This is a genomic window from Photobacterium lucens (assembly GCF_009873615.1).
GTDB classification, from domain to species: Bacteria; Pseudomonadota; Gammaproteobacteria; order Enterobacterales; family Vibrionaceae; genus Photobacterium; species Photobacterium lucens.
On record NZ_SSMG01000486.1, the window covers coordinates 1 to 23956 of the forward strand.

A 23956-nucleotide genomic window follows, 5' to 3' on the forward strand; every position below is an offset into this window, starting at 1 on the left:
GCCTTTTATTTGGAATGCTAGAATTCAGATATAAAAAAAGAGCCGCTAAGCTCTTCTTTTAATTACTCTTCTTCATCACTGAAAGATTCACCCGCCGCCTGACGACGTTTAGCATCTTCTTCACGAATTTGGTTAGCTACGATCATGATAGCTTCACCACTACTAATACCTTGAGCCATCAACTCATGAATACGCTCTGCCGCTTTTTGCTGTTCTTCGTGAGTGAGCGTTGGGGTGTGATTGTACATAACTTTCTTCTTCTTGATGAACGAGGCATTATTTTAGAGTGATTAATCAATAATGTCACTGATTATCAATCCAACTAAACGCCAATCAAACTTGATTAAAATTAGCCCGGATGACCATCTACTCGAGGCTGTGTCAGGATTGGATAATAAACAATAGCAAAAATTGCAAACGCCAATGCCCATAAGCAAGCTGATAACACATAACCATCAATAGTTATACTTGGAAGCACTAGGATCAACACTACTCTAGCTAACAGAGATGCAAATAAAGCAATAAAAGAAATTGGCATCAGCATATTAACTTTAAGCTTTCTACCAGTATGACCAAGCGACACTCGTGAGATCATCGATAAAATCATACCTCCAATACCGCCAATAGCCATTATATGTATAGCAATAGATACACTGATGTAATTGCTAACGTAACTCATGCCTAATGCGAATAAACCAATAATTAGCGATAAATATGCCAAATGTAATGTCCACAACAATGGATTTGATAAGGTTGACAACGTACGCCAGCGACTAAAACGCACAAAGTTAGTTAACGCTGTAATGATTGCAAGTACACCTATCCAATTAGCAGGTATCAGATTTGATGGTATCAGTGTTGCGAATAACAACAACCAAATAGGAATTAGAGCTGCATATTCAATCACTTTAACTCGTGTAATTTGTTCTGTTTGAGTACCACGCCAAGTAAAGAATGGAATAACTCGACCACCAACGACCAATGTAATTAAACTAACAACAAGAACAATAGGCAACGTCAGTGTACTGATCGCTGTACTGAGAATTCCTAGCGCGACTAAATGAAACTTCACGTTCATCATGCCAAACAATGCAAGTACAGGTATAAAAAACAGATTACGCCATTGTTTTACCTTCACAATGGGTATAGCAAGATAGTACATCGCAAGGAAAATCCAAGCAGTATCCATCACCAACCAGACGATGCTTAATGGTGCAAACATTAAACCTAAGCGCGCAATTAACCATAAACTGAACACAAGCAATAATCGTGTACCTTTAATACCAGTCTGCCCTGTCCAGTTTTGAACTGCCGTTAAAAGAAAACCAATAATAATCGCACCTGAAAAGCCAAATAGCATCTCATGGCTATGCCACCAAATAGGATTAGCATACATAACGCCATCGAGTTGTGACTGACCAGACCAAAACAGTGCCCAGATGAGCATAGCAAATACAGAAAATGTGCTAGCACCGAGAAAGAAAGGTCTAAATCCTAAACGTAAAATAGCAGGTATTTTGTCTTCTTTAGTCTTATCTACAATTTGCATTTGTTTGTCCTAACCTTAAACATGTATTAATTATACATGTTTAAGGTTGTAAAAAAACCACCGATTACAGTGGTTTTTCTAGTTCACTCACATCATCATCATCTAAATAGTCGATGGGACGCGTAATGCTTTGAACATCGAGGATAGACAATTCACCCTGCCATCGACTCTGAATTAACCCCACGTCAAGCCAATAACGACCTTCAGGGATATGTAATTTAGGAAGCTTCGTTGGTAAATGCGTATCCACCTCTTCACTCCATAATGGTCGCCAATCTGTATCATTCAAATCATACATCTTGACCGACAATATCGGTGATGGGCAGGTAGTATTAAGCTCTTTTACCTGATCAATACGCCATGAGTTACTATCTTTCCAGCCAAGGGTTTGTTTGGCTGGAGGCTCATTTAGCACCACCCATTTATTCCAAACGGGTTTACCTTTAGCCACAATAGATAACTTATAAAGCCCAGCTTCAACCTTATGATCCAGCTTATTAGCTTCTACCGTAAAATAACCGCCATCATCAATAACAGGAGCTTCATCAATCAATGAATAATTGGGGTATTTTGTAAACGTGATTTGTTCAATTTTTACTCGAGTCAAGCCAACTATTGATAGCTTTAATATTTGCTGATTCAGGTTTTGAACAACAGCACGCTCAATGGATAGCTTAGATAACCAAGTGGGTAAAACTGTTTTATCTAAGCTGTGACCACAATCTTCAGAGATCGCAAGATCGAGTAAATTATTTAGATTAGTCTGTTGATCAACACTTGGCGACTGCTGCCAAGCTTCAACGATGGCTTCAAAAGCTTGATCGGTTCTGTTCTCCAACAAGTACTTATGCGCTTCAGTAAAAGTACTTTGGTTGATGAACCAGTCAGCATTGGCACTCGCTGTAAAAAACAGTGAGTGCGCAATGCCCAAACCACATAAGAAAGACGTTATTTTTCTCATTTTAACGCCAATTCTTATGGCTTCATGCGATAGCCAACACCACGTAATGTTTCGATATCAATACCTGGTAGTTTTTGACGTAGCTGAAGAATATGCGTATCAACTGTACGAGTTGTTGGGTAATGATTATAACCCCATACTTGATCAAGTAATTCGTCACGAGTAAATACACGACCTGCATTTTTAGATAAGAACACAAGTAATTCGAATTCTGTACGTGTCAGAGTAATATTTTCATCACCAAATAACACTTCACGGCTTTCTTGATTAATGATGATATCACCAACTTTAATGATGTTTGCTGCTGCAGTATCTTCATCATCACCACGAAGATGAACACGTACACGGGCTAATAGCTCTTCTTCAGCGAAAGGCTTCGTTAAGTAATCTTTTGCACCTGAATCGAGACCAACGACTTTATCGTTGATTGATACCATTGCTGTTAACAAGATCACAGGTAGGTGCTTTTTCTTAAGCCATGCACCTAGGTAATTTAATGAGTCACCTTCTGGAAGTTGGCGATCAAGTACAACAAGATCGGCTTCTTTCCATAAAGCATCAACTTTACTTGCACAATCTGCATATAAGCAGTTGTATCCAGCTTGCTTCAAGCAATCGAGTAAACCATCAGCAAGGTTGCGGTCATCTTCAACCAGTAGCAGAGTTTGATTCACACGGTATCTCCAATATAAACGTTGTTGGTGGGCCAGAGAGCTTCAATGTCCCTCCCATTCTATTAATCATCGATTCTACAATCGTTAAACCTAGACCTAAACCTTTCTCAGTAACGAAAGGTTTTCTCAAGCGAGACCAATCTTTGGCCGTTAAAGGACCTTGATCTTGCACGATAATCTTAAGCTTTCCGTCTTTGTATGATGACGTTAATGTAACTGGTGCTACACCGTATTTATGGGCATTTGATAGTAAATTATTTAAACACGTTGTTAGCCAATAAACATTAATATGAACACTTCGATCTTCAGAAAGATGCAAAGTAACATCATATTCTTCTGCAAGGTAAGTTAGCCATTCATTTAATGACTCCACTTCTTGCGTACTTAGTTGTTGCTGGTTAGCTTGCAAATAATCTTTACTTGCCTCTGCTAATTGTCTTAGACGTCTTGAATCGTCAGTTAAACGTCTAAATTCATCATATAAGCCTTCTGGCAGCTCATCAAAATGACGTCTAAAACCTTCAACAGTCATTGATAAACTTGCAATCGGCGTTCTTAACTCATGGGTCAAAATCTGCAGAACGAGCATACGTTCTTGCATATCACGACGGCGGATACGGAAGCGGTAAATCCCCCATCCTATAAGTACTAATGCATTACTTACTAATAAGCTAATCAGTAAATAATACGTTAAGTGCGATTTATTCTCTTCGCGCCAACAAATATTGCCATTTTTTGCTAAACAGAAATCATTACGACTAAAGCGCTTTAAATGTAACCCATGTTGTTCAAGCACTTTTAACCATGTCGCCTGATTATAAATATTATATTCATTACCGTTTCTTACCCATAATTCACCATTAGAGATGAAGTACTGTGAGCCCGAAATTAACACTTTGATCTCATCACTACTCATACGCTGTAAACGACCAAGTAGTGTTGAACTAGACGCCATTGCACGTTCTTTAATATGTAAGAATTTCTTTAGCTCAGATACCTTATCAGGGTGTTTTTCCAAATAACGTATAGCATAACTACCGCCACCGGGATGAATATAGCCTGAACGTCTAAACCAAGCATTTGGTAAATTTGTTTTATTACAGATAGCGCGAGTGAAGACGACGGGTTGTGTCACTAAGGGACTAAACGGCCATGGGCCTTTACATGTTAGCGAATTTTGATAGAGCTGACGTAATGCCGATAATGGATATTTATTTGTTTGAGGCAATAAACTTGATGGTAACAACAAAGCTGATGGATATTCACTTTGAAATTTCCGAAAGTCATACGTCTTAACCGGTGTACTTTCCAATAACTCTGAACGCACAGCTGCAAGGCGCTCAGGTAAAGAAGGTCCTTCTGCATGACTAGCTGCAGAGAATGCTAGTGTAAATAAAAGTACATACGTTTTCATTTAGTCAGTTTAACATTGTTTTTATGTGATTTGTCAATGTATTGTCATGTAAAACTATGCATTCAATACAATCAAATGCAATCATTATCATAAACTTAGCGTAAAGAATATAAATACAACAAAAAAAGCCACTCAAATGAGTGGCTTTGTCTTAGCGGAGATTATTTCTTATAGATGCTCTAAAATCTTCAAACAAGTATCTTTTGCATCACCAAACAGCATGTGACTGTTTTCTTTGAAGAATAATGGATTCTGAACACCGGCATAACCTGTATTCATCGAACGCTTAAAGACAACCACTTCTTTCGCATTCCAAACTTCAAGTACTGGCATACCTGCGATAGGACTATTTGGATCTTCCATTGCTGCCGGGTTAACTGTATCGTTCGCACCGATAACCAGAACAACATCAGTTTCTGGGAAATCATCGTTGATTTCATCCATTTCCAATACCACGTCATACGGTACTTTAGCTTCAGCAAGTAATACGTTCATGTGACCAGGTAGACGACCCGCTACAGGGTGAATACCAAAGCGAACATCAACGCCTTTCGCACGAAGCTTTTCAGTGATTTCATGCACTGGGTACTGAGCTTGCGCTACTGCCATACCGTATCCCGGAGTGATAATTACAGAACGTGCATCTTTCAACATTTCTGCCACTTCTTCAGCGAAGATTTCACGGTGTTCACCGTACTCAACATCTGAAGAAACAGATATTTCTTGACCAAAACCTCCGGCAATAACACTCACAAATGAACGGTTCATCGCCTTACACATGATGTAAGACAGGATCGCACCAGAAGAACCTACAAGTGCACCTGTCACTATTAACAGATCGTTTGCTAACATGAAACCTGCTGCCGCTGCTGCCCAACCAGAGTATGAGTTCAGCATTGACACAACCACTGGCATATCTGCACCACCGATTGAAGCAACAAGATGATAACCAAATGCAAAAGCAATCAGTGTCATCACAATCAATGCAAACATGCTACCGTCAGCTTTCACGAAATAAATCATTAGCAGAGTAGAAATAACCACTGCAGCTAGGTTCATTTTGTGTTTGTGAGGTAGGTTTAACGGTGAAGATGAAATAATGCCACGTAATTTACCAAATGCGACGATTGAACCAGTAAAAGTTACCGCACCGATAAACACACCTAGGAACACCTCTACCATATGGATAACGTGTTCAGTGTGAGCGAACTCGCCAGAGTATACAGGCGGTTCTAGATAGCTGTTATAGCCAACTAGAACTGCCGCCATACCTACAAAGCTGTGTAGAATTGCGACTAATTCTGGCATTTCTGTCATTTCTACGCGTTTGGCGTAGTAGATACCGATAGCACCACCAATGACCATTGCCAAGATAATCCAAGTAAAACCTTGAGAATATGGGCCAAAGATAGTGGCGATGAGCGCAATGCTCATACCTGCGATACCAAAATAGTTACCTGATTTTGCTGACGTTTGTTTTGATAAACCAGCAAGGCTCAGGATGAAAAAAAGTGCAGCAACAATATATGCCGCTTGTGCTAATCCTGCAGACATTCTTTGCTACTCCTATTAATCTTTACGGAACATTTCAAGCATGCGTTTGGTAACCGTAAAGCCACCGAAGATATTAATGCTTGCAATGAGAACGGCAATAAAGGCGAGGAAAGAAACCACCCCATTACCTTGACCAATTTGAAGTAGCGCACCCACAACGATAATGCCTGAGATCGCATTCGTAACTGACATTAATGGTGTGTGCAATGCATGTGTAACGTTCCAAACGACGTAGTAACCAACGACGCAAGCAAGAACGAATACCGTAAAGTGTGAAAGGAACGCAGGTGGAGCAACAGAAGCTACCCAACCAAAAGCACCTAAACCAACCACTAAACCTACTAATTTCTTAACTGGTGACGTTGGTTCTTCAACTTTCTCAGCGACAGGTGCTTCTTCTATTTTCGCTTGAGGCTGTGCCGATACCTGAATTGGTGGTGCAGGCCACGTTACTTCACCGTCTTTAATAACAGTAACACCACGTAGAACGACATCTTCGAAATCAATATCAATATTACCGTCTTTCTCTTTGCAAAGTAGTTTCAGTAGGTTAACAAGGTTTGTACCGTAAAGCTGAGATGATTGTGTTGGTAGACGACCTACCATATCTGTATAACCGATAACCTTCACACCATTTGGTGTCGTTACCACTTTATCCGCTTCAGTGTAGGCACAGTTACCGCCGTTAGCTGCAGCTAGATCGACAATAACACTACCCGCTTTCATTGAATCGACCATCTCTTTGGTGATTAATTTCGGAGCAGGACGACCAGGAATAAGTGCGGTTGTGATAATGATATCAACATCTTTCGCTTGCTCTGCGTACAAACGCTCAGCAGCTTTGTTGAACTCATCAGACATTTCTTTTGCGTAGCCATCACCCGTTGAAGTGTCTTCTTTGTAATCCACTTCTAGGAATTCAGCACCCATTGATTCAACTTGCTCTTTTACTTCAGGACGAACATCAAAAGAGCGAACAATTGCGCCAAGGCTACCAGCAGCACCGATAGCAGCAAGACCTGCTACACCCGCACCTGCCACTAAAACTTTCGCCGGTGGCACTTTACCAGCAGCAGTAATTTGACCGGTAAAGAAACGACCAAATTCATGCGCCGCTTCAACCACAGCACGGTAACCTGCAATGTTTGCCATTGAGCTTAATGCATCCAACGCCTGTGCACGTGAGATACGCGGCACAGAATCCATCGCCATTACGTTGATATTTTTGGAAGAAAGTTTTTCTAACAACTCTGGATTTTGTGCTGGCCAAATGAAGCTAACTAGGCTTGCGCCATCTTTAATAAGATCGAACTCATCAACACCATTTTCAGGGTTAACCTGAGGAGCATTAACTTTAAGAATAAGATCTGATTGCCAAACTTCATCAGTAGAAACAACCTTTGCGCCCGCTTCTTCGTAAGCTGAATCATCAAAGCTTGCTAAGCGTCCGGCTCCTTGCTCAACGACAACGCTGAACCCCATTTTCAATAGCTGCTCTACCGTTTTAGGTGTTGCAGCCACTCGCGTTTCATGCGCGAGCACTTCTCTTGGTACACCAATCTGCATTATTATTCCCTGAACATTGGCTATAACATAATCATTTTGTATCCAACCCAAACGGCAATATCAAGCCTTTTGTAGTAAAAATACAAAAATCCCCACATCTATTAGTCAAAAATCGCACATTCGTAATTATTTAACTGAAATTAAAATACATTTTTTGAGTATATATTCTATTTTTATCAGTTTTTAATGTGATGCAGTATCTTCTTTAATGCTTGCTTTTAGCTGTTAAAACATTAATGACTCGTTATACCCAATAAGCCACAAAATAATCGTGCAACCTATTGTTTAAAAACACCTAGCCGGGTTTTAAATCCATATAACTGACAAATCTAACTTTAACTTATTCACAAAAAGCATGACTATGCAGTGCGATATCCATCTTATGGTTAAAGAAGATACTGACATACCACCTTAATTGCAATGAAATTTGTTGAATATTACTACAATTTTCAATCAAACATTTTTTCGCCCATCTGATTGATAAACATTTCAGATTTTTTGATCATGAATGTTTCAGCATCATGACGAGAACTTAACAAGTCAGAGCGAATAAAGTGATGTGTCTTCAACTCTCCATTGATCTCTTTGCAAATGCGCCCAGTAATCCTAAATTGCCCACCTTCTTGTTTAGGCTCTGGATAAATTAAGTAATCATTATAATGAGTTGGCTCGACCTGTTCTGTTTTTGACTCTGATTTTTTTGAACCAAATAGCTTTGAAAAAAAGCCCATTTTTTTATTCTCCTAGTCAGCAATGAGTGACTATGTGTTTAATCTATACAGCAAAGAATTCTTTAATCGAGAAGTTAAAAAAATTCATTATTTTTGTAAGGTTATAGCGGAAATTAGTGCAAAAAAAAAGCCGACAGTGATGTCGGCTTTTAAAGTTTCAATACAAAATATTATCGGTATAGGCCGATATCTTTCTGTAAATGTACTGGTAAATCTTCAATACTGTAAGCAACCGTCTTTTTTGATCGGTTAAATACAAGATCATACAGGTGTGCAATCAATCCTTTGATTGTAACGTCATAACTTCTCTTATCCTGAGCTGTAAGTGGAGATGCAGCGTCGATGTCGAAAGTATGTGCCATGATTGCCCCTAAAAATGCGTTGTTAAATCAGAAACTAGGAATAGTTTAATATAAGTATTACTTGGCTTTTAAATGACAATATTTCGAGATTGGGATTAGTTTTTCTTATGTGTTAATGCTTGATTAAACAGGATTTTTCAAATTAAGCACATTGCGCTACTAAGAACGATTACATTAATTTGCATGCGATATATTATTTCAAATTCAACGAGCTTCTATGTTTCAATAGGATTAGTGATAACAATAAGTTAACAAAGGATTTTTAACTTATGCTTTATTTTATTAATAAACATTCTGCACCATTACTGATGGTAGCTGGCATTATTGGTTTTATTTTCCCTAATGTGAGTAAACCCCTTTTCCCTGCGCTACCCTTTATCTTGTTTTTTCTCATGCTGTTTACACTACTCGGGATCAAACAAGAACAGCTTATCAAACAGTTAATGCGAGGCTCTGTGTGAAGCTATGCTTGTCTTCATAGCATTGGTTTACCCCTGATTGCCATGAGTCTCTTATGGCTACTCAATGCTCCCTCTTCGCTATTCATTGCAGTTACCGCCGTGACCGCAACAGGAACACTGTTTGCAACACCTGCGATTGCTAAAACCCTTGGCTATGATGTTTTACATGCGATGGCACTCACCATTGCTTCGACATTAATAATGCCATTAGTGTTATTTATCAATTTAACGCTGCTACAAAACGATACAGTCAAGCTTGATCTGGTTGAATATATACAGCGTTTAGTGATTTTCATTATTGGCCCAATGGCTATCTCTTCATTTTGCTATAACACCATTAAACGTGAGAAATTAGCTTATATTCACGGTCAACTATCGAAATTCACGGTATTGCTGATCTTTGCTTTTCCGCTAGGCTTGGTAGCACCATTAAGAGAGATGTTTGATCGATCATTTTATAACGGACTGTATTATCTCATCCTAGGCGTGTTGCTTTGCGTCGTATTTTTTACCGTCACTTTCCTCTGCTATTACCGCTATAACAAAGCTAACGCTACCTTGTTTGCCATTACTGCAACTAATCGAAATGTGCTTTTAACTTACACCATAGCTAGCGGCTATTTAGGAACTGAATATCTTGCGTTAATGGCTGCAATTCAAATACCCACCTATGCACTACCTGTGATAGTAAAAGCCAGAGCGAAACTTAAAGTACAACTGTCATCAAACGTAGAGCACAAAAAAGCCGAATAACCTATTCATCATGAATGCGCTATTCGGCTTTTGCTATTTGTAGCAACAAATGTTGATCGAGTTACGCTACGTCTTCATTGCCTGTACACGGAAAATAAATCGTATTGTTATTAACAGGAGCATCAAATGATTTCTTTTGCTTAGCAAAATCTTCAAACGCATCAGCCATGGTCACGTTAATAGGTTTAGGCTCTTTCACGTAATCTAATAACGGTGCATAGCCCTCTTTACCTGTTGCGGTATAACCAGAAGAAACAGAGGTATAGACTTTCTCATCTTCCACTGGAATCCAGACACCATCTTTTAAATGCTCTAAAGTTTCAATACGTGTCCCTTTTACCGAGCAGCAACGATAAGTAAAACGCAGATCTGCAACATAAGGGAAACTACCATCACCTGTACCATCAACACCATTGCTGATTGCGTTATCGATAGCACCTTCTAATGCTTGACGAACACGCTTGCCTTTCACGCTATAAATCATAATGCCGATAGCAAAAGGCAGTAATTTACCAGCAATATCCGCAGGAGTGATCACACCAGGGTTTAGCGAGCATCTTACGCCACCAGCATTATGAATACCGAAATCAACATCATAGCCAAGCTGGTGTGCTTTCCAGACAAAGCTTTCCACTACCCAAGGGGCTATTTGGCTAGGCCCTCTGCCATCAGGAATACGAATATGACGTAATGGCTCATTAATCACTGCGACTTCTTCAGTTTGTAGTGCACGAACGGCTGGGCGGTAATGCTCATTGAGGATGTTCTCAATGATAGGATCTTTGACCACAAAGCGAATGTTATCTTGCTTGCTTAAGAAATCACGAACAATGTCATGTTCTTCACTTTCAAGATGTTCCGTACGCCCTGCATCAACGGTAAATTGACGACCAAGTAAAAGCTGGTTAGCACCAAATGCTTGTTCAACTTTACCGTCTTGTGCAAATTCAAGTGTAACGTGGCCCACCGCTAACGCATTACAACCCGCTTGCACAACACAAGTGTTATTCACCATGTGAGCGTATTGATCGGTTTTACCGTAGCCAATATTTGTAAAGTCACCTTGCATAGTATGAGTATGACCACCAATGATCGCACCAATACCATCCACTTCTTGTGCTAATTCAAGATCATGCTCATAGCCAAGGTGACTCAGCACAACAATTTTATTAATACCTTGCTGGTTTAAATACTGAACCGTATTTCGTGCAACTGTCGTTACATTCATAAAGTGAGTATCAGGATCAGGGTTCGCAATCCCTGCCATATTTTCAATCGCTAAACCAAAAATAGCGATCGGCTCACCGTGAACATCTTTAATAATGTATTTTGCGGTTTGTGTTTGATTATCGTAGGCAAATACATTCGCTTTATCACGAAGAGGATTAGGTTTGGTTTGATCTTCTTGGGATAAATCCCAGTTACCAGCAAGCAAAGGGAAATGCGTCTGATCAAGGAAATCAGCAACGCTATTATTACCCATATCTAACTCATGATTACCCAATGCCATTGCTTCAACGCCAATCGCATTCAGTAAAACAGCATTAGCTACGCCTTTATATAACGAGAAATACAGCGTACCTTGGAAACAGTCACCAGCATGTAAGAACATGAATTCACGCTGATTTAAGAAAGCCTCTGATTTGAGTTCATTTACCGCAGACGAAATACGAGAAAAACCACCACAACTTGCATAAACAGCAGTATCTGTATTCAGAACATGTTGAGGCAGGTTGAGTGATATAGAAGATGGTTCAAAATTCGAATGCGTATCATTGATATGAGCAAATGTGATCTTTGCTTTTTTATTATTCTTCGTCATAAAAAATTATGTCTCTCCCTGAAAGACTCACACTAATGAGAGATTATTCGTAAGCTGTCACCTATTAAGCCCAAACCATACATGGAAAGACAAAATACTTGTGATAAATGTCAATATATCATAAATGAGAATATTAGACGTATTAATAGTAAGACGGTAATAAATAATACCGCCTTACATCACATTCGAACTCTATACTAAAAAGTTATTTGTAACGTCCGTGACGTTGTAGGAACTCAATTTTGTAGCCATCAGGATCTTGAACAAAGAAGAATTTCGCCAGTAACTGACCATCACGGAAGAACTCTTTGATCTCAAGTGGTGCATAACCACACTCAGCAAGCTTGGCATGTTCAGCTTCTAAATTCTCAACAGCAACAGCAATATGACCATAACCCGTACCATGTGTATAAGGCTCTTCAGTACCTTCATTCCAAGTTAGCTCAAGCTCCATATCATTTTCTTCATTACGAAGATAAACCAAGCTAAAGCCGTCAAAATCCAAACGCTCTGCAATGTCCAAATCCAATGCTTCTTTATAAAATTTTAATGACGCATCTAAATCAACAACACGGATCATTGAGTGGATTATTTTAGCCATCTAACTATTCCTTCATTCATTATTTATTTGAAATTGTTTAACTATTTGTAGTCAATCATGCTATCAATATGTGATCAGAGCTAGCCAATTAGCCTCTGATTTACTATATCGTATATGGGAAGCAACGAGGTTTATATAGTTTTATGCATTTAGAAAGCATTGAGATTTCAGGTTTCCGTGGCATTAAGCGTTTATCCCTATCATTCAATGAGCTAACCGTACTTATTGGTGAAAATGCATGGGGTAAATCCTCATTGCTGGATGCCCTATGTTTGGCGTTATCGCCAGATGCGAAATTCTATGATTTCCATTTTTCAGATTTCCATATCGACCATGCCTTAGGGAATGAGCGTTCAACTGAAATTCAAATTGTTTTACATTGGCAAGAAGATTACGAAGGTGAACATCTTGCGCGTCGTTATCGAGGCTTTCAACCATTTCTAATCGATAAAGACGGTATTAAGCATTTCTATTACCAAATCCATAGCCATATCGAAAACGACAAGATCATTACTAAACGTCAATTTTTACAGCTTGATGGACATGGTATTACACACCAAGATACTGATAAGTTTATTCGTCAGCTTATGGTGCTACACCCTATTGTGCGTATTCGAGATGCAAGGCGTTTACATGATGGCGGGCATGAACTTCAACATGATCAGCCACTAGCACAAACCCAGAAAGAAGCCCGTGTACAACGTCGATTAGATAACACGTGTCGTCGTTTAATGACACAGCCCGGTCATGTGAGTACAGCAGAGATCAAAAGTAGCATTACAACGCTACGATCGTTAGTTGATCACTACTTTGCTTTTGCGCCCCACCAGCGTAGTAAAGATCATTCGATACACTATCAATCCATTCAAAATGCAAATCCGTTTGATCAGCTAATTCAGCCAGCAATGACTAAACAGGCTCGGCTGATGTTAATGAGCTTATTGAATGAATATATTCGTGCAAGAGGGCCTGTAGAGCTTAAACGTATTTCTCGCCCCATTATGATCCTTGAAGATCCTGAAGGTCGATTACATCCGATCATGTTGCACCAAGCATGGGCGTTTATTCAAAGTATGCCGATGCAGAAGATCTTAACGACCAATAGCCCTGAGTTACTGTCCTCTGCGCCTTTAACTGCGATCAAAAAGCTGATCCGTCAGCCACACAAGACTGCGGTTTATGGTGTTGATCGTGGTGAATTAAATAAAGACGACACCCGTAAAGTCACTTTCCATGTGCGAATGCATCGACCAAGTGCTTTTTTTGCTCGAGTGTGGTTATTAGTTGAAGGTGAAACCGAGGTTTGGCTCTTTAACGAAATGGCAAGACTAAACGGTTATAACCTTGCCGCAGAAGGTATTCAAATCATCGAGTTTGCGCAAAGTGGCTTAAAACCGTTAATCAAGTTAGCAAAGTTATTAGGTATTGAATGGCACCTTGTTGCTGATGGCGATCCTGCGGGTAAGAAATACGCTGATAAAGTTCGTAATATGCTAGGCGATGATCCTGAACGTGTGCGATTAACCGTGTTACCCGCAAGAGACATCGAACATTTCTTATATCGTAATGGTTATGAAGCGCTATTTCGTCAATTAGCGAATGTATCAGCTAATAATCCATTACCCATGAAGAAAATTATCTACAAAGCACTGCGTAAGAATGCAAAACCAGATATGGCTTTAGCAATTGTGAAATATACCCAAGAAGAGCGAGATGATCGTATTCCGCTTTTGATCCGTTGGGTGCTAAAACGCATCGTCGCTATGGCGCGAGGGTTTGGGTAACGGTTAAAACAAGCTGAGATTAGATATAAGCAAGCCTACAGTGATGTAGGCTTTTGTTTTTTAGACTAGCTTATTTGTTCTACTCTGTTTTACTGCAAAAAAGGGCACTTATCGCTTTTAATTTGATTAATGCACAATAATTACCAACATTTACTTGATATAATATTTCTTCCACGGAGTTTCACCCGTATCTGTAGGCAATCGGTTTGTTTGAACCACCCTACCATCAAGAATAAGCATTAAACGCCAAGCGGGATATGGAATTGCTGTTTCACCGTCAATCCAACGATTAATAGTTCTCATTGGGTTTGATTTCCCTTTAATACCAAGCATTTTTGTAACCACACTCTTATTATGGGCGTTAGCCAAATGATCAAACACCACCTTAACTTCATCGGGTGTTGGTTCACGGTATTCAGGATCATCAATTGAACGATAAGAGTCAGGCTGACTAAAACTTTCAGCGATAAAATGTACGTACGAACAATGACGACGGCTCAACTCCTGCTCATATTCATGACGTTCATTAATCTCAGCCTGCTTTTCAGCAGATAGGTTAAATAGTTTTGGATTCATTCGCATAAAAACCTTCATATCAAAACGGGGATTTTATTCCCTTTATTGCATAACCTAAGTTATTTAGTTCGACTTATATAGATCCCATATACAGTAGCCTTCTTTATGCCAAGGCATATAGATAACTGATTGTTGTTCAATGCCTCAGGGGTCAAGATGATTATCATCAATAGTTCCGTTTATAAACCATTCAATATTAGATTTAGATATTCGAGATAAACTGAAACCAAAGTTGGTCTCTGCGGACAAAATACGATCAAAATTTTCATCTATACCGCTACGGATGCATTACAGAATTAAAAACACCCCATATTTCCCCAATTATTCTCATGCTTACCTAACAGATATTAATAAACATTCTTACTTTCACGCAAAAGAATGCCTACAAATTTTGGCAATCATATTCCATTCCGTGAATAAATATCATGAACTTGATTGCACTATTTTGTTTCAAAGTATTTATTAAAAATGCAAAGACTAAGAGTGATTTAATAAATTTGATCAATTATAAGCCAATGATTTAATGACTATTTAATTTCACACCTCATACTAGAAGCACTTATTCCCTTCAAAAAAGTAGTTAACTTATTTGATTTATATTTGAGGCGTTTTTGAGTCTAAATTTAGGCTTTTTTAGCTTATTTTCATGATGATGGGTTCTCCAAATGTTGTTTAGAACCATATAAAGGAAAAAACATGTTAAAGCTAAAATCTATTCTTCTTCCTCTATCTTTACTTTCTGTAGCTGCTTTCGCTCAAACAGATATGTATAATCAAGATCAATCATCAACGTTGAATAAATCCTATATTTTTCAAAACTCTATGGTTCCTGTTGGCTCTGATGTAACGAGTACAACACTCACGCTGTTATCAGATAATGGATGTAATATTACAGGTGGTGGCACAAATCAATTGAATGTTAATGGTACAGTTTTAGGCCATAATATTGGACGTGTTCACATGGATGAGTTTTCAACTTGTAGCCTATCTTTCCAAATTAATACTGCTGATAACATGATTCCTTTAACAGTCAAAGTAGAAAACGGGGCTTTGCAATATCCAACAATGACGCAAGATGACAAAGAGTTATTAACCAAAGAAAATATTTCAATTACATACTCGCACGATTACATGACTTTCCGAAGAGGAGATAGAGGTGAGTGTGTGGTCTGGAAACTAAAAGGCTAAGCTGAAAAAAGCGTCATCTTAGCGGATAACCATTTCTGCTCTTTAGTCGTATTGGTAGGGATAACAGCTAAGATTAGATCGAAAAGGCCTACAGAGATGTAGGCCTTTATCTATTAGAAAATAGATGAGCTAAAGAGTGCTAAACACAATTACTTATTTTTTCTTAAAAAACAGCGTCACTTTACCCACTTCAAAACCAAACTTGGTCATGGTGGCGATGTTGAATACGTGCTTTTCGTCTTGGCGATACATCCAGTCGTTAAACTTGATGTTGTAGATTGAATCATCGACTGGAATCGCTAAGGTATATTGCCATTGCAGCGCATTCCCTATCTCAACGCCTTGAGCTTCACCAATCACATCATTAGCTTTGCCTCTATAAGTACCGTCCGAGAGTTTGTTGATCACCCAAATACGTTGTTGAGTTTCGCCATCATCAAACACGAAATCTTCGGTAAGGGTTAAGGTGTTATTTTCAATTGTGCCAACAATATCCACTGTAAAGCGTCGTGTTTGTTTGCCTTTGTAATCTTGCAGCATTCCCCATGCAGTAATGTTGCCTTCAAAGTAACCGAACAGATCAAACTTAGGCTCGGTTTGTTGATAATCCGATGTTGAAACTGTGCAACCCGTTAGTAATAGTATTAAGGCAAATAACCATTTCATTGCACACCTCCAGATGTTGAGTAGACATTATTGATTAATCAGTTGCTTGCGAAGTTTGGGATAGTCAGTTTTAGGTGATAGCCAAATAGCGATAAAACTGCGAGTTAATGATTTCGACAATGGCTTATCTAAAGGTTGAGTCCCTTGATAAAACTGTCCGATGCCATTACGTTGCACAAAGATAAGGCGATCACCCTTTTTTACATTTGGCCAAATAGCCGATAAGGTTGATAACCAAGGTGTGATTTGTTGTTTGCTATAACCTAAGTGCTGCCACTGCTCGTTAGTCGCTTGTAGCAGATCATCTTTATCAATATCTCTTAGATAGCGAATAATTAGTGCTAAATCTGTGTCCAACCCACTGTACTTCCCTGTTGGTGTTTTTAGCTCTGAGTTGTAAATATCCCAAAGCCCCCATTTTAATGTTGCTTGCCCCACGGTTTGCCATTGATACCAAGGATACTGGCTAGTAACACTCTTTATCGCTGGCTCTTTGAACGACGTTTCTTTCATCACAGAGGCTTGGTTTGAAGCTAACGCATAAGTTGAAGCAGATATTACAGCGAGACTCAACAACAGCCATAATGCACGCATTAGTTTGTCCTCTTACTGAAGATTGATAATAACCAAAGCATGTAACGTGTCAGCCCAAGCCAAATCAACATTAAGATCAAGCTGGTATCTAATACTGGTAATGTAAAGGATACGGCTTCTAACTTCATACCTGACCAATAACTCAACGCACCACCAATACTGCCAGCCACCAGCAACCATTTAGTTGATATGGATGTAATGGTGTCTCGTATGCTCCAGACAAAACTAGTAAAACCTAACCAAAGCATTATCAACCAAATGGGAATAAGTCCTATGGTTGTAAAGTCGATGAATAATGGCGTTCTATTGGGAACAGCAAATTCAAAGATATTCCACTGTTTAAGTAATGAATCAATAACGATACCAGGAAGCGCAGCCAGTAGTGAGAAACGCCACGCTTTGTCTTCCAAAAACCACGTCACAAGTAAGATGAAAAACAGAATGTAGACAAAGCGATATTGCCCCCACACGGCAAGTAACCAGTACAGGTTAAATACCATACCTGCGAGTATGACTTTTAGCTTGCTGGCAAGTGGGTTTACTCTCTCCATTGCGGTCGGCTCGCTACAAATTGAATGGTGCTAATGGTTCGCTCTAAAAATCCACCTTCACAATAAGCAAAGTAGAATCGCCACATACGCATAAACCTTTCATCGTAGCCATATTTCTCTAATTGTGTGGCATTGGCATCAAACTGATCTCGCCAGTCTTCTAGGGTTTTGGCGTAATCCAGCCCAATGTCTTTAATATCTCGAATAACAAAGTCACTATGCTGGGTTAAATTATCCAGCAGTACAGTGACTGACGGTAAAAAACCACCGGGGAAGATATGCTTTTGAATGAAATCAACACTACGGCTATAACTTGCATAACGTTGATCGGCAATGGTGATCGCTTGAATTGCCATTAATCCATTTGGTTTTAATAACGACTGGCATTTCTCGATATAGGTTTTCAAATACTGCTTACCAACGGCTTCTATCATTTCAATCGAAACCAACTTGTCGTATTGCCCTGTTAAATCACGATAGTCATCCATTAAGAGTGTTATACGATCAGATAAACCTGCTTGTTCTACCTGTTGTTTCGCCCACAGATATTGTTGTTCTGAAATGGTAGTGGTAGTAACTCGACAGCCGTAATGTTTCGCTGCATGAATTGCCATGCCTCCCCAACCTGTACCGATCTCTAATAAGTGATCATCCGAGGTGAGCTTTAATTGACGGCATAAACGATCCATCTTGTTCCATTGCGCTTGTTCAAGGCTATCGTGATCGTTGAGATAAATAGCCGATGAATACAGCATGCTAGGATCAAGAAAGTGTCGATAAAGATCGTTACCAAGATCGTAATGTGCAGAAATGTTTTTACGGGCGTTTTGTTTATTGTTCTTTCTTAAAAAGTGACTTACTTGGCTTGATAACTTACTCACCCAACCCATTTTTGCTTCTAGCTTATCAAGGGTGGCTAGGTTCTTCGCTAATACACGCACTACGTTGGTCAAGTTTGGTGAGTCCCACCAGCCTTCAATATAGGCTTCACCAGCACCAATGCTGCCATCGCTTAATAGTCGTTTATAAAATAAAGGATTATGGACCACAATATTGGCTTGTAGTGACGCTTGCTTATCACCAAAGAAAACGGTGCCTTCCATAGGATCAGAGACACTTAACCCAGCATTACTGAGCTGATTTAATACCGTGAATAGAAGTTTCCTAGAGGCGTGATCAGAGGCTGAAACTGACGTTGTTGATTGTTGTAATTCGCTTCTAAGCATTATCATTCCCTCGTTTAATAACGTGATCATTACTTGATTGGATTTGATTGTTATTAGATGTGTTTTTTGCTGGATGATCGTAAATAGGAGCGCTTTTAATAAAGAGCTTTAGCGCTTGCCAATAGATACCAACGACCACCTTGATCGTCATAATGGGCGTAAGCAATAGTTGTTTAATTAATGTCTTAGAACTAAAGCTGTGTTTGCGCATCTGCATAGTGGAATCAAATACTTTTTGATTGCGATTTTTTAAATTACTTTGATACTCACTCGGAGCGATGCTATCTATACTTTTATTAACAGCTAAATGAACCAGTAAATTGCTATCAGGCTCCGTTAACCGCCAACAATACTCTTGTTTGATCGGATTAAACGGTGAGACATGAAATGCCTTATCATGGTTATAAGTTTTACCCGTCCAATGTTGTGGTGCTGGTACTGCGTAATAATGTCTTTCATTCCAAGGTGTATTGCTGACTTCTGCTAATGTGTATTGCCAGTTGCCTAACTCATCATGTAAGTAGTAAAGATTAAGTGGACTAAAATACAAGCCACAGTAACGAAGATGACAAAGCATGGTGACATTGCCTTTGAACTGTTTTCCCGTTAGGGCAAAGACTTTATCTTTTACTGCTTGAGCAAGATCTTGAACACCAGCAACATAATCATCACGACGAAAACGCGCAAAGCTCATTACCGATAACCCAAAACCTGTGACTCGATCACTAAGTTGTGATAACTCAGCTAAGTCGATATAAGCCATAAACATCGAGTAGGTAAAACGATGATCAACAGGTGTAAATCGACGATGCCGAACCCACCCTTGATAAATCCCGCTATTTAGCTGCTTATCTTGTTCCATCATTAGCAACTTCTTATTACGTTCTTGGTTGTAGATTCGATACTAGAGGTAAAAGCAACCATATTGTGTGGCGTATCATTACCACCCGCTAAGCGTTGGCTCTTTATAGCATTGACAACATCAAGCGCACTGCGTACCCCATCTTCATGAAACCCGTTATACCAATAAGCGCCACAGAACCATGTTTGATTCACGCCATTGATTAAATGTCGATTCTGCTGAGCAGCAATGCTTTTGTTATTAAAGACTGGATGCGAGTAAACAAACTTACGTAAGATTTTGTCTTCATCAATAGCATGAGTTTGATTAAGGGTGACGCAGAATGTCTCAGGGGCAAATATGCCTTGTAAGATATTCATGTTGTAAGTCAGTGAGGCTAAGTTTCGCTCTCGCTCGTCACGATCTTTAGGTAAAGAGTAATTCCATGATGCCCATGCCATACGACGTTTAGGTAGTAAAGACGTATCGGTATGCAGAACCACTTCATTTTCTTGATAATAAATATCAGACAGTACATAGACCTCTTCGGAAGTGGCATCTGCCAGCATGGTTAAGGCTTGATCACTGTGACAAGCAAAGATCACTTGATCAAATTCTTCTGGTTGGTGATTTGAAGTAACGATCACTTTGCCAGTTGTACGTTTTACTGAGCTAACTGGGCTATTTAAACGGATACAATCGCCAATGTGTTGCTGCATTTTTCGCACATATTCACGGGATCCTCCAGGGATCACATACCATTGCGGGCGATTAGTGATATCTAACAGGCCATGATTTAAGAAAAATCGCAGGAAGAAACCAAGCGGAAAACCACGCATATCTGACAAGGTAGAAGACCAAATAGCCGCCCCCATTGGCAAAATGTAGTTTTCAGCAAAATAGTCGCTAAAATTATGCTGCTCTAAAAACTGACCTAGGGTTTGTTCCATTAATGAGCTATCACCGACGGTCTGTTTAGCCAGTTTATTAAACTGGGTGATTTCATATAAGAAGCGATAAAAAGCAGGATTGATTAGATTACGCTTTTGGGCAAACAACGACGACAGCGAATGACCATTATATTCAAGTCCAGTTTTCTTGTTATGAACACTAAAGCTCATTTCACTTGGCTTGCCGGCAATCTCTAACTGCTCTAACAGGTTTTCAAAGTTGGGATAAGTGCGATCATTAAAGACAATGAAACCTGTATCAATAGCATATTCACCACTTTTAACCGTGACATCAACTGTTGCGGTATGGCCACCTACATAATCATTTGCTTCAAACACTGTAACATCATGCTCTTTGTGCAAATACCAAGCCGAGGTTAAGCCAGAAATACCGGAACCAATAATGGCGATTTTCATTATTATTTCCCCGTTATTTGTTTAATTACAGCCATCCGAAGGGTGAATGGCAAAAGCGCAATAGTTTTTAAAAATAATGTAAAAACAATAGGAAAATGAATTTCCTTTTTCCCAGTCTCAATCCCATGCCTTATTTTTTGAGAAGCAAATTCAGGCGTCACTAACATCGGCATCGCAAAGTCATTTTTATCTGTCAGTGGCGTTTTTACAAACCCCGGATTCACTAAGGTGACCTTGACGTTTTTATGTTGTAGATCGAGAGCCAAGGTTTGTGAGATATAGCTTATCGCTGCTTTAGAAGCGCCATAAGCTTCTGCTCGCGGTAACGGAATAAAACTCGCTGATGAACTGATGACCACTAAATGTGTTTGTTCTGTGAATCTGTCTTGCAACGCTTCAATACAGTGCAAAATCCCGAAAACATTAACATTAAACACTCGTTTAAATAGTGCTGAATCAATCATACCTTGGTCGATATATTCACAAGTCCCTGCATTTAAAATGATCAAATCAGGTAATTCCGTTAACTGTGACAAGGCTGTTTTGGTGTTTTCAATATCTGTTACATCAAATCGTAAACTCTGAATTGATGAATGATAATTTTCTAATTCATTCAGCCTTACTTGGTTTTGCCCACAAGCGATCACACTCCAATTGTTATCTGCATAATCACATGCAAGCTGTTTGCCAATCCCTGAGCTGGCGCCGGTGATCAATACCTGTTTCATGCTTGACCTAACCTCGCTTTAATATGGCGAATGATCCGCCCAAACATCGGCAACCCCTCATAAATCATTTCTCCCATGTCAAAGTAATCTCGATGGTAAATGACTTTCTCTTGCTCGAACTTAAGTTGAGTACAGCCTTCTAAGCGGCGTTCTTTACCGTTTTGTAATCGAGGATGAGAAAAATGCATGGTCCATTGCACAAAGGCTTCATGATCGTCTTCAACATAGCTATTGATCACAAAGTGACAACTATTAATGTTTTGATAGAGATTGAAGAAATACGCCTCTAATGCGGTAAAACCTTCAATCTTATGAGCAGGATCTTCAAAGATGACCGAATGATGATAAACGTCCGCAAGCTTTTCTAAATTCTCTTTCCCTAGCTGTGCATACACATCAAAAAACTTGATTAATGCAGGATTGTTCACTGCGTCCATTTTTCATTCCTCCACCTCTTTATTGATGATTATCCATCACAGCTTTCGCTTGTTTGAAAGCATCAATCGCTAATAACCGAGCTTGCTTGTGATCAACGACAGGTAATGGATAATCAAGGCATTCACCGCTTTCCCATTGATGAGGGGTGTGAATGTACTTATCGGGAACATTTGCCAGCTCCTCCACCCATGTACGAATGAAATCACCTTTTGGATCAAATCTTTGTCCCTGAAGGGTTGGATTAAAAACACGAAAGTACGGTTGCGAGTCTGTTCCTGTTGATGCCGCCCACTGCCAACCGCCATTATTAGAGGCAAAATCACCATCAATGAGATGTTGCATAAACCACTGCTCACCTGCTCGCCAGTCACAAAGTAAATCTTTAGTTAAGAAGCTGGCGGTGATCATGCGAAGTCGATTATGCATCCAACCGGTTGCTCTTAGTTGTCGCATTGCAGCATCGACAATCGGAAAACCGGTTTTACCGTCTTGCCATGCTTTTAATAAAGTTGGGTTATCTTGCCAGCGCACATGCTGGGTATAGGCTTGAAATGGATAATTTTTACTAAGCTCTGGATAACGATGCATTAAATGTCCATAGAACTCACGCCAGATAATTTCGCTTAGCCATGTAAATGCACCGCTATCTTTATTGATTTCTAATGCATTGGGGAAATGTTGCAGTAAATGGTATACACATTGCCTTGCTGATAATGCGCCAATGGCGAGAAATGGTGATAAACAACTGGTGCCATCAATGGCTGGGAAATCCCGTTGTTGATGATAATCCAGTGCTTTAGTGGCACAAAAAGTATCTAATCGCTGTAGTATTGCTTCTTCATCAACCGGCCAACGTACACTTTCAATCACCGGGTAACCTAACGATTGAATATCTGTACTATCTGCAAGCATGGCAGATGTGGTATCGCTAAGTGCGACGGTTTTGGTTGTAGTGACAGGGTAACTAGGCTCAGCAATAAAACGTTTTAGCCAAGCGCTGCGATACGGAGTGAAAACTTTGAACAGCTCACCTTCCCGATTTAAGATTGTCTCAGGTTGAAGTACATAATTATCATCAAACAAACTTTGCTTAATGCCTGATTTAGCCAGTAATAGTCCAAGTTGTTCATCACGCAATTGTTCATTGCATGGGTATTGTTTATTCGCAAACACATGTACTACACGATGCTGGTGGCAATACTCTGCAACAGCATCGACAGACTCTCTAAAGTCATTACATTGGATCACGTGTAATGGGATATTCAGTGCTACAAGTTGTTGTTTTAATATCCGTAAACGTCGGTGAATAAAGTCAACTTGAATCGCTGCCACATAATGTTGGTGCCATTGCATCGGAGTTGCAACAAAAAGCGCAATAACAGGAAGCCCCGTTTCAATAGCATGATTCAGTGCCGTGTTATCTAGAGTGCGTAAATCATCACGAAACCAGATAATGACGTGATCTTCATTTACTTTAGTATTGGTCATTATTTCTCCCTTTACCTTATGCTCAATCACCGATGCGTTACATTGTCACTAAAAAAACGTG

At 39.5% G+C, this 23956-nt stretch carries 24 protein-coding genes; 4 read left to right on the forward strand and 20 right to left on the reverse strand.

What is annotated here, in order from left to right; genetic code table 11:
- Positions 1–62: 62 nt before the first annotated feature.
- The 8 genes from E5A76_RS19905 to E5A76_RS19940 form a co-directional block, all read right to left on the reverse strand.
- On the reverse strand, positions 63–248 hold the full coding sequence (locus E5A76_RS19905) for a YoaH family protein (protein WP_008989304.1): 186 nt from the start codon (positions 246–248) through the stop codon (positions 63–65).
- A 101-nt stretch (positions 249–349) separates the two neighbouring features.
- Positions 350–1549 (reverse strand): NnrS family protein, encoded by a 1200-nt coding sequence (locus tag E5A76_RS19910; protein ID WP_161119991.1) that lies wholly within the window; start codon positions 1547–1549, stop codon positions 350–352.
- 64 nt (positions 1550–1613) lie between these two features.
- Complete coding sequence (locus E5A76_RS19915; RefSeq protein WP_053989053.1) at positions 1614–2510, reverse strand: DUF2861 family protein; 897 nt, start codon at positions 2508–2510, stop codon at positions 1614–1616.
- 14 nt (positions 2511–2524) lie between these two features.
- Positions 2525–3184 (reverse strand): response regulator transcription factor, encoded by a 660-nt coding sequence (locus tag E5A76_RS19920; RefSeq protein ID WP_053989052.1) that lies wholly within the window; start codon positions 3182–3184, stop codon positions 2525–2527.
- Entirely contained in the window at positions 3159–4598 is a 1440-nt protein-coding gene (gene vxrA / locus E5A76_RS19925; RefSeq protein WP_161119992.1) for a sensor histidine kinase VxrA, read from the reverse strand. Before vxrA ends, E5A76_RS19920 begins: the two co-directional genes overlap by 26 nt.
- Positions 4599–4766: 168 nt before the next feature.
- On the reverse strand, positions 4767–6152 hold the full coding sequence (pntB, locus tag E5A76_RS19930; protein WP_107165764.1) for a Re/Si-specific NAD(P)(+) transhydrogenase subunit beta: 1386 nt from the start codon (positions 6150–6152) through the stop codon (positions 4767–4769).
- Positions 6153–6167: 15 nt separating this feature from the next.
- Positions 6168–7718: a Re/Si-specific NAD(P)(+) transhydrogenase subunit alpha gene (gene pntA, locus E5A76_RS19935; RefSeq protein ID WP_161119993.1), complete on the reverse strand. Its 1551-nt coding sequence runs from the start codon at positions 7716–7718 to the stop codon at positions 6168–6170.
- 449 nt (positions 7719–8167) lie between these two features.
- Positions 8168–8449 (reverse strand): HlyU family transcriptional regulator, encoded by a 282-nt coding sequence (locus tag E5A76_RS19940; RefSeq protein WP_161119994.1) that lies wholly within the window; start codon positions 8447–8449, stop codon positions 8168–8170.
- A gap of 631 nt (positions 8450–9080) precedes the next feature.
- Here E5A76_RS19940 and E5A76_RS20740 point away from each other — a divergent pair.
- Both E5A76_RS20740 and E5A76_RS19950 read left to right on the forward strand, forming a co-directional pair.
- A complete protein-coding gene (locus E5A76_RS20740) occupies positions 9081–9272 on the forward strand; it encodes a hypothetical protein (RefSeq protein ID WP_237459181.1) in 192 nt (63 codons plus the stop codon).
- Between the two features lie 42 nt (positions 9273–9314).
- Positions 9315–10025: a hypothetical protein gene (locus E5A76_RS19950; RefSeq protein ID WP_237459179.1), complete on the forward strand. Its 711-nt coding sequence runs from the start codon at positions 9315–9317 to the stop codon at positions 10023–10025.
- A gap of 61 nt (positions 10026–10086) precedes the next feature.
- On the opposite strand, the gene E5A76_RS19955 is transcribed toward E5A76_RS19950, so the two are convergent.
- Positions 10087–11847, reverse strand: a complete 1761-nt coding sequence (locus tag E5A76_RS19955) for a bifunctional metallophosphatase/5'-nucleotidase (RefSeq protein WP_161119995.1) — start codon at positions 11845–11847, stop codon at positions 10087–10089.
- A gap of 205 nt (positions 11848–12052) precedes the next feature.
- Positions 12053–12448 carry a VOC family protein gene (locus tag E5A76_RS19960; RefSeq protein ID WP_161119996.1) on the reverse strand — a complete coding sequence of 132 codons (396 nt, stop codon included), beginning with the start codon at positions 12446–12448 and terminating at the stop codon, positions 12053–12055.
- Positions 12449–12591: 143 nt separating this feature from the next.
- On the opposite strand from E5A76_RS19960, the gene E5A76_RS19965 reads away from it, so the two are divergent.
- Positions 12592–14232, forward strand: a complete 1641-nt coding sequence (locus E5A76_RS19965) for a DUF2813 domain-containing protein (RefSeq protein WP_161119997.1) — start codon at positions 12592–12594, stop codon at positions 14230–14232.
- A gap of 150 nt (positions 14233–14382) precedes the next feature.
- Here E5A76_RS19965 and E5A76_RS19970 read toward each other — a convergent pair whose 3' ends face one another.
- Positions 14383–14808, reverse strand: a complete 426-nt coding sequence (locus tag E5A76_RS19970; protein ID WP_161119998.1) for a hypothetical protein — start codon at positions 14806–14808, stop codon at positions 14383–14385.
- Between the two features lie 696 nt (positions 14809–15504).
- Here E5A76_RS19970 and E5A76_RS19975 point away from each other — a divergent pair.
- A complete protein-coding gene (locus tag E5A76_RS19975) occupies positions 15505–15996 on the forward strand; it encodes a hypothetical protein (RefSeq protein ID WP_161119999.1) in 492 nt (163 codons plus the stop codon).
- 153 nt (positions 15997–16149) lie between these two features.
- On the opposite strand, the gene E5A76_RS19980 is transcribed toward E5A76_RS19975, so the two are convergent.
- The 9 genes from E5A76_RS19980 to phrB are packed head-to-tail and all read right to left on the reverse strand — an operon-like array spanning position 16150 to position 23895.
- The gene (locus E5A76_RS19980; RefSeq protein ID WP_161120000.1) at positions 16150–16662 is read right to left on the reverse strand and encodes a DUF3833 domain-containing protein; all 513 of its coding nucleotides are present in this window, start codon (positions 16660–16662) and stop codon (positions 16150–16152) included.
- A gap of 27 nt (positions 16663–16689) precedes the next feature.
- Positions 16690–17256: a hypothetical protein gene (locus E5A76_RS19985; RefSeq protein WP_161120001.1), complete on the reverse strand. Its 567-nt coding sequence runs from the start codon at positions 17254–17256 to the stop codon at positions 16690–16692.
- On the reverse strand, positions 17256–17807 hold the full coding sequence (locus tag E5A76_RS19990) for a DUF2878 domain-containing protein (protein WP_161120002.1): 552 nt from the start codon (positions 17805–17807) through the stop codon (positions 17256–17258). Before E5A76_RS19990 ends, E5A76_RS19985 begins: the two co-directional genes overlap by 1 nt.
- Positions 17795–19033, reverse strand: coding sequence for an SAM-dependent methyltransferase (locus E5A76_RS19995; protein ID WP_023934325.1), 1239 nt, complete (start codon positions 19031–19033; stop codon positions 17795–17797). Before E5A76_RS19995 ends, E5A76_RS19990 begins: the two co-directional genes overlap by 13 nt.
- On the reverse strand, positions 19026–19895 hold the full coding sequence (locus E5A76_RS20000; protein ID WP_161120017.1) for a DUF1365 domain-containing protein: 870 nt from the start codon (positions 19893–19895) through the stop codon (positions 19026–19028). Before E5A76_RS20000 ends, E5A76_RS19995 begins: the two co-directional genes overlap by 8 nt.
- A 2-nt stretch (positions 19896–19897) precedes the next feature.
- Positions 19898–21241, reverse strand: coding sequence for an NAD(P)/FAD-dependent oxidoreductase (locus E5A76_RS20005; protein ID WP_161120003.1), 1344 nt, complete (start codon positions 21239–21241; stop codon positions 19898–19900).
- A 2-nt stretch (positions 21242–21243) separates the two neighbouring features.
- A complete protein-coding gene (locus tag E5A76_RS20010; RefSeq protein WP_161120004.1) occupies positions 21244–21969 on the reverse strand; it encodes an SDR family NAD(P)-dependent oxidoreductase in 726 nt (241 codons plus the stop codon).
- Positions 21966–22406, reverse strand: coding sequence for a nuclear transport factor 2 family protein (locus tag E5A76_RS20015; RefSeq protein WP_053989034.1), 441 nt, complete (start codon positions 22404–22406; stop codon positions 21966–21968). Before E5A76_RS20015 ends, E5A76_RS20010 begins: the two co-directional genes overlap by 4 nt.
- 19 nt (positions 22407–22425) lie before the next feature.
- Positions 22426–23895 carry a deoxyribodipyrimidine photo-lyase gene (gene phrB, locus E5A76_RS20020; RefSeq protein ID WP_161120005.1) on the reverse strand — a complete coding sequence of 490 codons (1470 nt, stop codon included), beginning with the start codon at positions 23893–23895 and terminating at the stop codon, positions 22426–22428.
- Between the last annotated feature and the right edge of the window lie 61 nt (positions 23896–23956).

Excerpts from the sequence above, each read along its gene's own strand:
- E5A76_RS19905 (WP_008989304.1), bottom strand. The coding sequence starts at position 248 with ATGTACAATCACACCCCAACGCTCACTCACGAAGAACAGCAAAAAGCG.
- E5A76_RS19910 (WP_161119991.1), bottom strand. The coding sequence starts at position 1,549 with ATGCAAATTGTAGATAAGACTAAAGAAGACAAAATACCTGCTATTTTA.
- E5A76_RS19915 (WP_053989053.1), bottom strand. The coding sequence starts at position 2,510 with ATGAGAAAAATAACGTCTTTCTTATGTGGTTTGGGCATTGCGCACTCA.
- vxrA (WP_161119992.1), bottom strand. The coding sequence starts at position 4,598 with ATGAAAACGTATGTACTTTTATTTACACTAGCATTCTCTGCAGCTAGT.
- pntB (WP_107165764.1), bottom strand. The coding sequence starts at position 6,152 with ATGTCTGCAGGATTAGCACAAGCGGCATATATTGTTGCTGCACTTTTT.
- pntA (WP_161119993.1), bottom strand. The coding sequence starts at position 7,718 with ATGCAGATTGGTGTACCAAGAGAAGTGCTCGCGCATGAAACGCGAGTG.
- E5A76_RS19940 (WP_161119994.1), bottom strand. The coding sequence starts at position 8,449 with ATGGGCTTTTTTTCAAAGCTATTTGGTTCAAAAAAATCAGAGTCAAAA.
- E5A76_RS20740 (WP_237459181.1), top strand. The coding sequence starts at position 9,081 with ATGCTTTATTTTATTAATAAACATTCTGCACCATTACTGATGGTAGCT.
- E5A76_RS19950 (WP_237459179.1), top strand. The coding sequence starts at position 9,315 with ATGAGTCTCTTATGGCTACTCAATGCTCCCTCTTCGCTATTCATTGCA.
- E5A76_RS19955 (WP_161119995.1), bottom strand. The coding sequence starts at position 11,847 with ATGACGAAGAATAATAAAAAAGCAAAGATCACATTTGCTCATATCAAT.
- E5A76_RS19960 (WP_161119996.1), bottom strand. The coding sequence starts at position 12,448 with ATGGCTAAAATAATCCACTCAATGATCCGTGTTGTTGATTTAGATGCG.
- E5A76_RS19965 (WP_161119997.1), top strand. The coding sequence starts at position 12,592 with ATGCATTTAGAAAGCATTGAGATTTCAGGTTTCCGTGGCATTAAGCGT.
- E5A76_RS19970 (WP_161119998.1), bottom strand. The coding sequence starts at position 14,808 with ATGAATCCAAAACTATTTAACCTATCTGCTGAAAAGCAGGCTGAGATT.
- E5A76_RS19975 (WP_161119999.1), top strand. The coding sequence starts at position 15,505 with ATGTTAAAGCTAAAATCTATTCTTCTTCCTCTATCTTTACTTTCTGTA.
- E5A76_RS19980 (WP_161120000.1), bottom strand. The coding sequence starts at position 16,662 with ATGAAATGGTTATTTGCCTTAATACTATTACTAACGGGTTGCACAGTT.
- E5A76_RS19985 (WP_161120001.1), bottom strand. The coding sequence starts at position 17,256 with ATGCGTGCATTATGGCTGTTGTTGAGTCTCGCTGTAATATCTGCTTCA.
- E5A76_RS19990 (WP_161120002.1), bottom strand. The coding sequence starts at position 17,807 with ATGGAGAGAGTAAACCCACTTGCCAGCAAGCTAAAAGTCATACTCGCA.
- E5A76_RS19995 (WP_023934325.1), bottom strand. The coding sequence starts at position 19,033 with ATGCTTAGAAGCGAATTACAACAATCAACAACGTCAGTTTCAGCCTCT.
- E5A76_RS20000 (WP_161120017.1), bottom strand. The coding sequence starts at position 19,895 with ATGGAACAAGATAAGCAGCTAAATAGCGGGATTTATCAAGGGTGGGTT.
- E5A76_RS20005 (WP_161120003.1), bottom strand. The coding sequence starts at position 21,241 with ATGAAAATCGCCATTATTGGTTCCGGTATTTCTGGCTTAACCTCGGCT.
- E5A76_RS20010 (WP_161120004.1), bottom strand. The coding sequence starts at position 21,969 with ATGAAACAGGTATTGATCACCGGCGCCAGCTCAGGGATTGGCAAACAG.
- E5A76_RS20015 (WP_053989034.1), bottom strand. The coding sequence starts at position 22,406 with ATGGACGCAGTGAACAATCCTGCATTAATCAAGTTTTTTGATGTGTAT.
- phrB (WP_161120005.1), bottom strand. The coding sequence starts at position 23,895 with ATGACCAATACTAAAGTAAATGAAGATCACGTCATTATCTGGTTTCGT.